Annotated in this window: 12 protein-coding genes; 6 read left to right on the top strand and 6 right to left on the bottom strand. The window is 41.0% G+C overall.

The genetic code is table 11. From position 1 onward, the window contains the following. Positions 1-311 precede the first annotated feature (311 nt). The 3 genes from LQ201_RS07830 to LQ201_RS07840 all read left to right on the top strand — a co-directional run bounded on the left by LQ201_RS07830 (position 312) and on the right by LQ201_RS07840 (position 4586). Positions 312-2564, top strand: coding sequence for a DUF5703 domain-containing protein (locus LQ201_RS07830; RefSeq protein ID WP_230140942.1), 2253 nt, complete (start codon positions 312-314; stop codon positions 2562-2564). Positions 2565-2657: 93 nt separating this feature from the next. Further along, on the top strand, positions 2658-3446 hold the full coding sequence (locus LQ201_RS07835; RefSeq protein ID WP_230140945.1) for an SDR family oxidoreductase: 789 nt from the start codon (positions 2658-2660) through the stop codon (positions 3444-3446). A 120-nt stretch (positions 3447-3566) separates the two neighbouring features. Then, complete coding sequence (locus tag LQ201_RS07840) at positions 3567-4586, top strand: zinc-binding alcohol dehydrogenase family protein (RefSeq protein WP_230140947.1); 1020 nt, start codon at positions 3567-3569, stop codon at positions 4584-4586. 390 nt (positions 4587-4976) lie between these two features. On the opposite strand, the gene araA is transcribed toward LQ201_RS07840, so the two are convergent. From araA to LQ201_RS07865, 5 genes are all read right to left on the bottom strand, one after another. Continuing rightward, the gene (gene araA, locus LQ201_RS07845; RefSeq protein WP_230140955.1) at positions 4977-6467 is read right to left on the bottom strand and encodes an L-arabinose isomerase; all 1491 of its coding nucleotides are present in this window, start codon (positions 6465-6467) and stop codon (positions 4977-4979) included. A gap of 402 nt (positions 6468-6869) precedes the next feature. Continuing rightward, positions 6870-7571, bottom strand: coding sequence for an L-ribulose-5-phosphate 4-epimerase (locus tag LQ201_RS07850; RefSeq protein ID WP_230140964.1), 702 nt, complete (start codon positions 7569-7571; stop codon positions 6870-6872). Beyond that, complete coding sequence (locus LQ201_RS07855; RefSeq protein ID WP_230140966.1) at positions 7568-9268, bottom strand: ribulokinase; 1701 nt, start codon at positions 9266-9268, stop codon at positions 7568-7570. The genes LQ201_RS07850 and LQ201_RS07855 overlap by 4 nt, the downstream gene beginning before the upstream one ends. Before the next feature lie 149 nt (positions 9269-9417). Continuing rightward, positions 9418-10290 carry an alpha/beta hydrolase gene (locus tag LQ201_RS07860; protein ID WP_230140969.1) on the bottom strand — a complete coding sequence of 291 codons (873 nt, stop codon included), beginning with the start codon at positions 10288-10290 and terminating at the stop codon, positions 9418-9420. A gap of 212 nt (positions 10291-10502) precedes the next feature. Then, positions 10503-10886, bottom strand: coding sequence for a helix-turn-helix domain-containing protein (locus tag LQ201_RS07865; protein WP_230140970.1), 384 nt, complete (start codon positions 10884-10886; stop codon positions 10503-10505). Between the two features lie 82 nt (positions 10887-10968). On the opposite strand from LQ201_RS07865, the gene LQ201_RS07870 reads away from it, so the two are divergent. Both LQ201_RS07870 and LQ201_RS07875 read left to right on the top strand, forming a co-directional pair. Then, the gene (locus tag LQ201_RS07870) at positions 10969-11715 is read left to right on the top strand and encodes an SDR family oxidoreductase (protein ID WP_230140972.1); all 747 of its coding nucleotides are present in this window, start codon (positions 10969-10971) and stop codon (positions 11713-11715) included. 128 nt (positions 11716-11843) lie between these two features. Further along, positions 11844-12200 carry a VOC family protein gene (locus LQ201_RS07875; protein ID WP_230140980.1) on the top strand — a complete coding sequence of 119 codons (357 nt, stop codon included), beginning with the start codon at positions 11844-11846 and terminating at the stop codon, positions 12198-12200. A gap of 52 nt (positions 12201-12252) precedes the next feature. Here LQ201_RS07875 and LQ201_RS07880 read toward each other — a convergent pair whose 3' ends face one another. Further along, on the bottom strand, positions 12253-12705 hold the full coding sequence (locus tag LQ201_RS07880) for a VOC family protein (RefSeq protein ID WP_230140982.1): 453 nt from the start codon (positions 12703-12705) through the stop codon (positions 12253-12255). Positions 12706-12910: 205 nt separating this feature from the next. Here LQ201_RS07880 and LQ201_RS07885 point away from each other — a divergent pair, with 205 nt between their 5' ends. Beyond that, positions 12911-13261: a cupin domain-containing protein gene (locus LQ201_RS07885; protein ID WP_230140984.1), complete on the top strand. Its 351-nt coding sequence runs from the start codon at positions 12911-12913 to the stop codon at positions 13259-13261. The last annotated feature ends 25 nt before the right edge of the window (positions 13262-13286 follow it).

A 13286-nucleotide genomic window follows, 5' to 3' on the forward strand; every position in this document is an offset into this window, starting at 1 on the left:
TTAAATTTTTGAACCACGCCTCAGGTGTTCTCAGCTGTCTTAGGTGGTTCAATACCACAGGCCAAAAAACATTAACCACGAAGACACAAAGCACACCAAGTATTTCATTTGGGAACTTAAATGTTCTTATATGGTCAAAATTTTTGAACCATGCCTCAGGAGTTCTCAGGTGCCTTAGATGGTCAAATACCATATGCAAAAAACCATTAACCACAAAGACACCAAGCACACTAAGTATTCCCTTTAGAATCTTAAATGCTCTTATATGTCTTATATGGTCAAAAAGAACCAACCTTTTCTTGGTGTGCTCCGTGTCTTTCTGCTTCCTCACCTCAAATGCTTTTTCGCAAGAAAAAACCCCCAATAACGTGGTTTGGAATACCCAAAGCCTCAATTCATCAGCATCCATGCCCGTAGGTGGCGGCGATATCGGCCTTAACCTCTGGGTAGAAAATGGCAATGTTTACCTCTATCTATCCAAAAGCGGCACCTTCGATGAGAATAATACCTTACTCAAGCTTGGTCGTGTAAAACTCAAATTATCCCCAAACCCTTTCGAGGGGAAATCATTTGAACAAGAACTGATCTTAAAAGATGGTTATGCCCAGATTTCAGGTTCAAACGGTAAATTAAATATAAAAATAAATGTTTGGGTAGATGTTTTTAATCCGGTTATTCATTTAGACATTAAATCAAGCCAAAATACCACAACAGAAGCCAGTTACGAAAGCTGGCGCTTTGAAGACCGCATTACAAAAGGCAAAGAGAACAACCAAAATTCGTATAAATGGGCACCTCAGGGCATTGTAAAAACCCTTAAAGATGAAATTGCTTTTAAAAACAATACCATTCAATTTTACCATCAAAATAAACCTGAAACGGTATTTGATATTACAGTAAAACAGCAAGGCCTTGATGATAGAAAGGCCGAGTTGTTCAATCCGCTAAAAAAACTGATTTTTGGTGGCTCTATGCAGGGAGATAACCTAATTCCGGCAGGGAATGATGAAGGTATTTATTTAAGTACACCTTTTAAAGCCTGGATATTGAAAAGTAAAAAACCTTCGCGTTCAAACCACATTACCATTGCTTTATATACAGTTAAAACTGAATCAGTTTCTGATTGGGAAAAACAGTTAACTTCATTAAAAATCAATAACAGTCATAAATCCAGTATAAAATGGTGGAATGATTACTTTGAAAAGAGTTTCATTTATATCAATTCGAAAGATGAATCAGCCAATCAGTCGGCTAAAAATTATCAGTTATTCAGGTATATGTTGGGTTGCAATGCCTTTGGCAAATACCCCACAAAATTTAATGGCGGTTTATTTACCTTCGATCCACAACTTACTGATACCGCGCTGAAATACACACCCGATTTCAGGAATTGGGGAGGAGGTACCCACACCGCACAAAACCAACGTTTAGTCTATTGGCCGATGTTAAAAAGCGGTGATTTTGAAATGATGAAGCCTCAATTCGATTTCTATCTGAATTTGTTGAAAAATGCTGAAATCAGAACGCAGTCTGCCTGGGGACATAATGGCGCCAGTTTTACAGAGCAATTGGAAAATTTTGGATTACCAAACCCAGCAGAATACGGCTGGAAACGTCCTGCCGATTTTAACAAAGGCATGGAATACAATGCCTGGTTAGAACACCAGTGGGATACAGTTTTGGAATTCTGCATGATGATTTTGGAAACAGAAAGGTATAATGGCAATAACATCGAAAAGTATCTTCCATTGATTGAAAGTTCACTTAGCTTTTTCAAAGCGCACTACACTTATTTAGCCAAACAGCGCGGAGCAAAAGCTTTAGATGCCGATGGACATTTGGTTTTGTACCCTGGCTCTGGTGCTGAAACCTATAAAATGGCCTATAACTCCACCTCAACCATTGCTGCGCTAAAAACCGTTTTAGAACGACTTCTGGAGCGTCCCAATTTATCCGAAAAGCAAAAGTTGGAATGGACGGCCATGCTAAAAACCATTCCACCCATCAGTTTTAGAACATTTGACGGTCATACCACAATTGCTCCGGCAAAACTTTGGGAGCGCATTAACAATACCGAAAGTCCGCAGTTGTATCCCGTTTATCCCTGGGGCATTTATGGAATTGGTAAACCTGGTTTAGACACCGCCATCAATACTTTTAAATACGATACAGATGTGCTGAAATTCCGCAGTTTTGTAGGCTGGAAACAGGACAATATTTTTGCTGCCAGATTAGGTTTAACTGAAGATGCTGCAAAATTAACCACCGCAAAGTTAAAAGACTCGGGAAGGAGATTCCCGGCATTCTGGGGACCTGGCTTCGACTGGACACCAGACCATAATTGGGGCGGCTCTGGTATGATCGGTTTACAGGAAATGCTGATGCAGGTAGACGGAAAAAAGATTTATCTTTACCCTGCATGGCCTAAAGAGTGGGATGTACATTTCAAGCTCTATGCGCCTTACCAAACCACCGTTGAAGGGCAGTTAAAGAATGGAAAATTAATAGATTTAAAAGTATCGCCTGAATCAAGGAGATCGGATATAATTAATATGATTAACTAATCGGTATCGTCATCCTGAACTTGTTTCAGGATCTAATCAGTATTAAAGACCCTGAAATGAATTCAGGGGGACGCTACAAAAAAAATAAAAAACATGGATTTACAATTAAAAGAAAAAGTTATTATCATTACCGGTGCTGCTAAAGGCATTGGAAGAAGCATTGCGGAAGTATTTGCTAAAGAAAATGCAATTGCCGTAATCGTAGGTAGAAAAGCAGCAGATAACCAAAAAGTAGTTGATGAAATTATTGCTCAAGGCAAACAAGCGGAACAATTTGTTGCAGAACTTTCCAATCCGGATGATTGCGAAAAAGTAGTTAAAGAAATTGTCGCTAAATTTGGAAGGATTGATGGTTTAGTGAATAACGCCGGCGTTAACGATGGGGTGGGTTTAGAAAGTGGAAATTATAAAGACTTTATGGCTTCATTACATAAAAATGTAGTGCATTATTATTTGATGGCACACCATGCCTTGCCAGAATTAATTAAAAGCAAAGGTGCAATTGTAAACATCACTTCAAAAACGGCTGAAACGGGGCAAGGAAATACTTCAGCCTATGCTGCCGCAAATGGTGGTAGAAATGCATTAACCCGCGAGTGGGCTGTTGAATTACTAAAATACGGCATCCGAGTAAATGCAGTAGTGGTTGCCGAATGCTGGACACCTGCTTACGAAACCTGGATAGAGACTTTGGATAATGCGGAAGAAAAACTAAAAGAAATCACTTCAAAAATTCCATTGGAAAACAGAATGACAACTGCAGAAGAAATTGCAAACATGACAGCCTTTTTAATGTCTAACAAATCAAGCCATACCACCGGACAGATTATCCATGTTGATGGCGGTTATGTTCATTTAGACAGAGCTTTGGCGAACGCTTAATCCACCGACGTCATTTCGAGCGGAGTGCAACGCAGCCGAGAAATCTATCTAAGCAGATCTCTCCATTCCACTGCGCTTCAGTCGAGATGACGATTTTTCTTATTCAATCATTAAATTACAATGAAAACCCTTACCTGTACTACACCTGGAACTTTCGAATATTCAGAAACAGAAAAACCTGAGCTTAAAAAAGACCATGCCATTATAAAAATTAAAAGAATCGGTATCTGCGGGACCGATTTACATGCCTTTGAAGGTACCCAACCTTTCTTTAATTACCCAAGAGTTTTAGGTCACGAGTTATCAGGCGAATTGGTTGAAGCCGATGGAGTCGATAACTTCAAAATAGGAGAGGCTGTTACTTTTATCCCATATTTTAATTGTGGCGAATGCATTGCCTGCCGAACGAACAAACCAAACTGCTGTGTTAAAATGCAGGTTTGTGGTGTACATGTTGATGGTGGTATGCGCGAATATTTGCAGGTTCCATCGAGGACACTTTTACATGGCGAGGGATTGAGTTATGATGAGCTCGCTTTAGTTGAACCTTTAGCTATAGGCGCGCACGGTGTTCGCAGGGCAGCTGTTCAGCCTGGAGAATTTGTCCTGGTTATTGGTGCCGGGCCAATTGGTTTAGGCACAATGGAATTCGCCAGAATTGCCGGGGCCAACGTAATCGCCTTAGATATTAATGAAGACCGCCTGGCTTTCTGTAAAGATAAATTAAAGGTAGCGCATGTAGTTAATGCGCTTTCGCCTGATGTTGCGCAACAATTGAGCGATATAACCAATGGTGATATGCCAACGGTTGTAATCGATGCAACGGGGAATCAGAAGGCCATTAACAACGCCATAAACTATATGGCACATGGCGCAAGGTTCGTTTTAATAGGGCTGCAAAAAGGAGATTTAATTTTTAACCACCCTGAGTTTCACAAGCGCGAATCGACATTAATGAGCAGCAGAAATGCCACCATTGAAGATTTTGAGCATGTAATCAAATCAATGAAAGCTGGTTTGGTTAATCCTACCAACTATATTACGCATCAGGTTAAATTTGAGGAAGTAAAAGATGAGTTTGAAAACTGGTTAGATCCAAAGAACGGGGTGATTAAAGCAATGGTTAGTGTAGGATTGTAGGTGGTATTTAAGTTACGCGTCCTCCTAAACTTGTTTCAGGATCTATCCTGCTTAGCGTTCCTAAAAAGATCCTGAACTAAATCTACTCAATTATCGTCATTGCGAGAAGGCTTTTTAAGCCGACGAAGCAATCTTACTCGCAGGAATAGCTATATATAAAAAGATTGCTTCGTCATTCCTCCTCGCAATGACGATTTTTTTATTGGAACCTCTCAATCGCACTTGTTTCAGGATCTATCCCGCTAGGCGCTCCTAAAAAGATCCTGAAACAAGTTCAGGAGGACGATCACGGGATGCGTTTACAGGAGGTGAAAATCACAAAATGAAAATCACATAAAAAAGCCGATAACCATAAGATTATCGGCTTTTATTGTACAGTGCTTTATTAAATTATTTATAAAAAACCTCATTCCAATGCAATTCATTTCTGAATTGATTGATTTTGGTATCGGCACCAATATTTACATATTCTAAGCCGGCAATATTCGCAAAATCCAATAAATGCTCGGTAGTTAAATTCTGACTATAAGCGGTATGGTGGGCACCACCAGCATAAATCCATGCTGCACAACCTGTTTTCATATCAGGCAATGGTTTCCAGAGTACACGGGCTACCGGTAAGTTTGGTAAATCATGTTCAGCTTCAACAGCTTTTACTTCGTTCACCAATAAACGGAAACGGTTGCCCATATCGATTAAAGATGCATTTAAAGCATCGCCACCAGCAACGTTAAAAACCAAACGCGCAGGATCTGCTTTGCCGCCAATACCTAATGGGTGAACCTCTAAACTCGCTTTACCACTTGCCAATGAAGCATCAACCTCGAGCATGTGCGAGCCTAAAACCATCGAGTTTGCCGGATCGAAATGATAGGTATAATCTTCCATAAATGCGTTTCCACCAGCTAAACCAGCACCCATTACTTTACAGGCACGTACCAATGCAGCCGTTTTCCAATCACCTTCACCCGCGAAACCGTAACCATCGGACATTAAACGTTGTGCTGCAATTCCTGGTAGCTGGATCATACCATGTAGATCTTCAAAAGTATCTGAGAAACCTTTAAAACCTCCATCTTCCAGGAATTTTCTTAAACCCAGTTCAATTTTAGCTGCTTCATAAACAGACGAATGCCTTGCACCGCCTACTTTTAAATCAGCAGTCATCTCGTAAGTCGATTCGTATTCTTTTAATAACGCCTGAATTGACTCCTCACTTATTCCATTAATTACCGCTACTAAATCACCTATACCATAGGTATTTACCGCGAAACCAAATTTCATTTCAGCTTCTACCTTATCGCCATCGGTAACCGCAACATAACGCATATTATCGCCAAAACGCGCAAATTTAGCACCTTGCCAATCGTGCCATCCGGCAGCAGCCCTGCACCAGGTATCAATCTGTTTAGCTACTTCTTCATCCTGCCAGTGCCCAACAACTACTTTACGGTCTTTGCGCATGCGTGATACCATAAAACCAAATTCACGGTCGCCATGCGCACTTTGATTCAGGTTCATGAAATCCATATCAATGGTATTCCATGGAATATCGCGGTTAAACTGCGTATGTAAGTGCAATAATGGTTTCTGCAAAACATTTAAGCCCCTGATCCACATTTTAGCAGGAGAGAAGGTATGCATCCAGGTAATTACGCCGATACAGTTCTCATCAATATTGGCTTGTTGCAAGGTTTCGAAAATCTCCTCTGTAGTTTTCACAATCGGCTTGTACACTACCGAAACAGAAATACTTCCGTTCTGGTTTAACGAATCGGCCACTTGTTGAGCGTGCTCCGCTACTTGTTTTAAGGTTTCTTCACCGTACAAATGTTGCGTACCCGTAATAAACCAAACTTGTAATTTTTTTAAATCAATCATTACTATTTATGTTATTTTTAATTTATTCAATGCCATGGTCTGTGTCCTCACAGACCATTATGTATCTCTTTTTTAAAGCGTACCACTCTTCATCGGTCTGTATCTTCACGGAACATTATCCCTAGTCTTTTTTTTGAAAAGCAAGGTTCCGTATTTCATCGGTTAGGGTAGTCCTGCTTTCCGTTTTATTCACCCACCTGCGGTTGCGTTCATGCTCACTCCAATCAGGTTTAAGTTACTTAGGTAAACCTTACAATGTTAAACCCGACCGTAGCGAGATGCCGATTTTTTCAATCGGCAGAAGCGGGGGCGGGGCTTTCGTTCCCCAAGCACCACTGCAATTGCTTTCCAAAACCCTTAATTCAATTTATGCAACCAAACTCAAAACTCCCAACTCTAAACTCACTTCTGTCCATAATAGGCACCATCACCATGTTTACGCTCGTAATGTTTCTCTATCAACGAATCTTTCAGCTTCGGTGCCTGCGGATTGATCTGTTCGGTTAACAAAGCCATTTGCGCTACAGTTTCTAAAACCGCACTGTTATAAACGGCTTTCTCGGCTGTTTTTCCCCAGGTAAAAGGAGCGTGGTTGCCCACCAAAATCATCTCAACTTCTTTATAACTTAGGCCTAAACTTTCAAAATGATTCATGATCTGAAACCCTGTTTCGTACTCATAATTTCCTTTGATCATTTCATCAGCCATTGGTGGGGCACATGGAATATCTACTGTTAAATGGTCGGCATGGGTAGTTCCGAAAATTGGAATTGCCCTTTGCGCCTGCGCCCAAGCCGTGCCATAAGTAGAATGGGTATGTACAATCCCGCCAATTTCTGCCCAGTGTTTATATAAAACCGCATGGGTTTTGGTATCTGATGAGGGACGTAAACTTCCTTCAACAGTATTTCCGTCAAAGTCTACAATCACCATTTTCTCCGGCGACAAATCTTCGTAAGGTACACCGCTTGGTTTAATGGCAAAAACACCTTTCGATCTGTCTGCAGCACTCACATTACCGAAGGTAAAAAGTACCAGTCCCAATTTGGGCAACTGCATGTTGGCCTGGTAAGCCTGCTCTTTTATATCTTGATAGTTGCTCATGATAAGTAAGGTTTTACATCTTTTTTATTGTATTTTTCCAGGTACCTACCTAATCCCAGATATTGTTGGTAATGCTGGCGGTAAAGTTTTTGTTTCTTAATATTCGGCTTGTATTCTTTCTCAAAGCCTGTTCCCATGGCCGCCATTGCTGCTTCGATATTTGGATAAATACCAGCTGCTACAGCAGCGAACATTGCTGCACCTAATGCACAGGTATGCTCAAAACGATGGATTCTAATGGGCATTTCCAATACATCTGCCATCATTTGCATAATATAGGCTGATTTTTTTGCTACACCGCCAATACCGATAATTCCTTTTACCGGAACACCCTGTTCTTTAAAGCGGTCTACAATAGCTTTCGCACCAAAACAGGTTGCTGCAGCTAAGGCACGGAAAAACCGTGGTGCATCGGTTCCTAAACCTAAACCCGTTATGGCACCTTTAAGTTCCTGATTTGCATCTGGCGTTCTACGGCCGTTCAACCAGTCTATTGCGAGTTCTGCATAATCTCCGTCTGGTAAAGCTGCAGCTTCGTTACTTAACTTAGCAATTATTTTCCCTTCAAGCTCCGCCTTTAATGCAGTAGCTGTAGCTTCATCAATTACATCAGATTCAGTAAGTAAATGGTTTAATGGCCAGCTGATTAAATTCTTGAACCAGGCATAAACATCTCCGAAAGCAGATTGACCGGCCTCTAAACCTGCCATACCCGGAATTACCGAGCCATTAACCTGTCCACAGATCCCGTTGATCAATTTTCCATGTAAATCCTGATTGGGTGCAACCAAAATATCGCAGGTACTCGTACCCATTACTTTACTCAGGTAGTAAGGTTCAATCTGTCCGCCAACCGCACCCATGTGCGCATCAAATGCGCCAACACCAACTACTACATCTGTACTTAAGCCCAGTTTAGTTGCCCATTCTTCACTCAATGTTCCCGCAGAAATATCAGAAGTATAGGTATCGGTGAATAATTTATCTCTAAAACCTGCTAAAAGCGGATCAAGACTACTAAAGAAATCTTCAGGAGGTAAACCGTTAAACTCTTCTGCCCAAAGTGCTTTATGCCCGGCGGCACAACGGCTACGTTTCATTGTTGTAATGTCGTTACCGCCACAAAGCAAAAACGGAACCCAGTCGCAATGTTCTACCCATGACGCAGCACCTTTTTTAATAGTCGAATCGACCCTTAATATGTGTAATAATTTAGACCAGAACCATTCTGATGAATAAATGCCACCTACATATTTGAGGTAATTGGTGCTAAATTTAGTAGCATGTTCATTAATTTCTGCGGCTTCTTTAACTGAGGTATGGTCTTTCCAAAGCACAAACATGGCATTTGGATTTTCTTCAAAACCTTTGGTCAGGGCAAGGGGCGTACCTGTCGCATCAACAGCCACCGGACTTGATCCCGTTGTATCAACCGAAATTCCCTTAACCAGGTGTGCAATATCGGCACCACCTGCTTTTGTTAAACAATCTTTTATAGTGTGTGTTAAACCTTCAATATAATCTAACGGATGCTGGCGGAACTGATTAACAGCCGGTTTACAATATAAACCTTTCTGCCATCTTGGGTAAAGAAAAACAGACGATGCTATTTCCTTTCCGTTTGCGGTATCGACTAGAACTGACCGGACAGAATCTGTCCCGTAATCCACTCCAATTACATAGTTTGCTGTGCTCATAACAATAAATAAATGTCTAATTAACGTTTATTTTTTTGAATTAAAAAATTTTATTGCTTTTTTAATCAAAAACCTTCATTTTAACGTTTTAGTAGCATGAATTTGTATATCATTATTTGTATCCACTAGTGTTGGATATTTTTTAAACCCTATTCTTTTTTCACTACCGGGTATAGGAATTTAAAAGAATTGGACACCGCCTGGTGCATTATCGTTGCATGGTTCTCCTGTGGCAAAAAATCAAAATATACTTTTACATTTTTGTTTTTGAACCCTTTTATTTTTTCGGTCAATAAATTTGCATCCACTTCCATTACCCTGGGTATTTCGGTTGGCGTAAGGCCTTCTTTACCTACACCAATGTAAACATCAGTTTGTTGCTTAAACATATTTTCCTTTATTTCGGAATCCTGATTTAACAACGAGCCATTATCCCACCATAAACTCGGACTAATAATAATGTATTTATTAAAAAGCGTAGGTTTTTTAATCAGGATTTCTGTAGCCAGCAAGCCGCCTAAAGATTGACCAATAAGGGTTTTGTTCTCGTTCGTTTTGTATTTCGACTGAATATAGGGTTGAAGCTCTTTTTCAATGAACGAAATAAATTGATCAGAATGGCCTGTTGTAGGATATTTTTTCTTGTCGCCCTCGATGGAGGTAGGGAAAGTAAAATCCCGTTTCCGATCTACAGTAGCAATGCCCACCACAATTGATTTAGGCACCTGATTTACCCATTCGAAACTGTTAAACTGTACTAGCCCTACAATATGGATGAAATCTTCATCTGCAGAACCATCGAGTAAATAAATTATCGGATATTTTGTGGTATCGTTTTGTGTATAACCTTCGGGAAGGTAAATGTTCAGGATTCTTTTCTCGGCCAGTTCTTTTGATTGGATTTCGTCTATTCGCCCCAAAACAAAGGGTTTACTTTTGTCGCTTTCATTTGGCCTGTTTTTTTGTCCAAAAACTACTGCTGTAAAAAAAGTTAAAAGAAGAATTAGAAATGTTTTGTTCATATGGTGCTTATAGGATGTTTGGTGCATTAAGCTGTGCTTAATTTATCTGCCGTTTTTTTGGAAAAATACAATTTTCATTTGGCCCGATAAAATTGGTCTCAATAAGATGATTTTCTCTTGGTCAATTTAGCTAAGACAAAGATAGATTTGCTTAGTCCCGTTCTTTTAAGATCATGAAACTTTGCACCGATAAAAATTGTTAGCCATTTAACCTAATCAGCAGCTCCCTTCAAGCGTTGCCTGTGGCTTTTGCCCCACCTGATCATTTCCAGAATGATACCACCAAAAGACTGGCAGTATTCAGTAGAAGTATATTCAATACTTACAGGAGTATCGTCTATCACTGTTCTTTTGATCAGCTGGTTTGCCGTCATTTCCTTTAATTCCTTACTTAGCATCCGCGTGGTAATTCCCGGAATGCTTCTTTCAATATCCCGGAATCTTTTATTGCCGTTACAGATGGAATTGATGATCGGCAGTTTCCATTTGCCCCCGAGCACATAGAGCGTATCCTGTAAAGCCTGCACCTCTTCTTTTTGGTTGCGCGGATTGGACAGCACCTCTGTCGCAATCTGGATTGTTTTTTCTGTTTCCATAACTGGTATACTCTGTTATACTGACTACAAAAGTATACCAATACAGCCGTATTTTTGGAGGTATAAAATTTATTTTTTTATCATGAACAATTTAACAGGAAAAAAAGCGCTGATAACCGGCGGAAATAGCGGCATCGGTTATGCCACGGCAAAAGAATTAAAAGCATTGGGTGCAGAGGTGATTATTACCGGAAGGAGAAAAGATGCCGTTGAAAAGGCTGCTTCAGACCTTGGCGCGATAGGATTGGTGGCAGATCAGAGCCAGATCACCGCAATTGAAGGGTTGGCGAGTGAGGTAGGAACAATCTTTGGTAAAATCGACATCCTGTTTATTAATGCGGGTGTAGTGGAGCAGAGCAGCATTGCGGATGCCACTGAAAAAAGTTTTGATAACATTTTTGGTGTTAATTTTAAAGGCGCTTATTTTACCTTGAGCAAATTTATCCCATTGCTGAATGATGGTGGTTCTGTGGTATTCCTTTCTTCGAATACGGCACATATGGACGGGGCAAACAGCTCAATTTACGCTTCAAGCAAAGCAGCACTGAACTCGGTGATGCGTATTGCAGCTGTAGAGCTTGCACCGCGCCAGATCCGGGTGAACAGTGTGAGTCCAGGCCCTATTGCTACAGAAATTATGAACAAAATAGGACTGAGCGAAGAACAATTAGCAGGCATTAACCAGTGGTTGATCGGCCGTATTCCGCTCGGCAAAATCGGAAAATCTGAGGATGTGGCCAAAATGGTTACCTTCTTTTGTGGTGATGACGCCACTTATATTACAGGGGCAGAAATCGTAATGGACGGGGGCATGAGCCTGAAAGCCTAAGACGGGATGGTTAAAGGTACAGGCGAAGGCTGTCTGTACCAGTGACTAGGAAAGCATCTTGAAACCAAAACAATATTTTTGGGAGGCAAGCCCATTTTAGGTATTTTTGCTTATCAAGCAAAAAAATTATGAGCAATACGCCGCAGAAGTTAAAGCACCAGCAGGTACAGTACCTTGAATTTCTTTCACGCGACCTTGAAAAGGTCAAAGCATTTTATACAGCGGCCTTTGGATGGGTTTTTACCGATTACGGGCCTGAATATACCGCTTTTGAAGGGGATTTTGTAGATGGAGGTTTTACCATCGGAGCGCCATTGAAAGGAAGCATCCTGGTTGTACTTTATTCGCAGGATTTAGAAGGGACAAGAACAAATGTGATTAATGCAGGTGGTGTGATTTCAAAAGAAATCTTCGCTTTCCCGGGCGGGCGTAGATTCCAGTTCCTTGATCCGGATGGATATGAACTTGCCGTGTGGTCGCTGTAAGGATGGACCCGATGCGCTTTCCTTTTAAAGAGGCCATGGGTTATCAATTTCGTCATTTTTTGTGAAGCTCCTGCGCAAGCCCGATTAAGAGACCTTCTGATCCCCTGATGTAGCAAAGTTTGTAAACGTCTTCATATTCAACAACTTCACCAACCAGTATGGCACCATGTTTTTCCAGCCTTGGCAACAACTCGTCGATATCTGAAACCGTAAACATTACACGCAGGTAGCCGAGGGAATTAACCGGTGCTTCGCGGTGGTCTGAAATGGTAAGCGGACTAAGAAACTGTGAAATTTCAAGGCGGCTATGGCCGTCGGGGGTAACCATCATAGCCACTTCCACGTGCTGGTTACCCAGCCCCGTAACCTTACCTGCCCATTCTCCCTCGATTGTTGCCCGGCCTTCAAGTTTCAGTCCGATTTCGCTGAAAAAAGAGATTGCATGGTCAAGCGATGCCACAACAATGCCCATGTTATCCATTCTGATCAATTGGTTCTGTTCCATAAGAATTTGCTTATAATTTAAAATTAAGGAATTTCACAAAGTTAACCGATGCTTTATAGAATAAATTGTATAAATCGGAACAGAAAGTATGATATTCATTATGGGCGCCAGGGGTCCCACCACCTTTCAGTCAGCGATGACTCGGGTACTAAAGATGTAATCACCTATTAATATGGTTTGAATTAGAAAATATGTAATTTTAAAAATGATCAGGACCATACCTCAGCTTATTGTGATTGATATTGAGCAGGAAACCGCCGGCGTAAGCAGCTACAAAAATATTCCGCTTTCGCTCTTTAATGACCATGTTGTAAGAGTTGGAGTAATGACAGAGCCCTTTTACTGGCACTACCATCCAAATAGTGATGAAACCTTTATGGGCATTGAAGGTACTTTATTAATTGATCTTGAGAACCGTACGGTTGAGTTGAAACCGGGACAGCTGTTCACCATTCCTGCAATGGTTAAGCACCGTACCAGACCGCTTGATGGACGTTCGGTGAACCTTACCTTCGAACTTGCTGAAATGGAAACGGTGAGATGCGATGCAGGTTGATCATTGTATTTTGGTTTATGCCAGC

It is taken from the genome of Pedobacter sp. Bi126 (assembly GCF_918698245.1).
Classification (GTDB): Bacteria; Bacteroidota; Bacteroidia; order Sphingobacteriales; family Sphingobacteriaceae; genus Pedobacter.

Coding starts and splice junctions, on each gene's coding strand:
- LQ201_RS07885 (WP_230140984.1), top strand. CDS start 12,911: ATGATCAGGACCATACCTCAGCTTATTGTGATTGATATTGAGCAGGAA.
- LQ201_RS07870 (WP_230140972.1), top strand. CDS start 10,969: ATGAACAATTTAACAGGAAAAAAAGCGCTGATAACCGGCGGAAATAGC.
- LQ201_RS07875 (WP_230140980.1), top strand. CDS start 11,844: ATGAGCAATACGCCGCAGAAGTTAAAGCACCAGCAGGTACAGTACCTT.
- LQ201_RS07860 (WP_230140969.1), bottom strand. CDS start 10,290: ATGAACAAAACATTTCTAATTCTTCTTTTAACTTTTTTTACAGCAGTA.
- LQ201_RS07880 (WP_230140982.1), bottom strand. CDS start 12,705: ATGGAACAGAACCAATTGATCAGAATGGATAACATGGGCATTGTTGTG.
- LQ201_RS07865 (WP_230140970.1), bottom strand. CDS start 10,886: ATGGAAACAGAAAAAACAATCCAGATTGCGACAGAGGTGCTGTCCAAT.
- LQ201_RS07855 (WP_230140966.1), bottom strand. CDS start 9,268: ATGAGCACAGCAAACTATGTAATTGGAGTGGATTACGGGACAGATTCT.
- LQ201_RS07850 (WP_230140964.1), bottom strand. CDS start 7,571: ATGAGCAACTATCAAGATATAAAAGAGCAGGCTTACCAGGCCAACATG.
- LQ201_RS07835 (WP_230140945.1), top strand. CDS start 2,658: ATGGATTTACAATTAAAAGAAAAAGTTATTATCATTACCGGTGCTGCT.
- LQ201_RS07840 (WP_230140947.1), top strand. CDS start 3,567: ATGAAAACCCTTACCTGTACTACACCTGGAACTTTCGAATATTCAGAA.
- araA (WP_230140955.1), bottom strand. CDS start 6,467: ATGATTGATTTAAAAAAATTACAAGTTTGGTTTATTACGGGTACGCAA.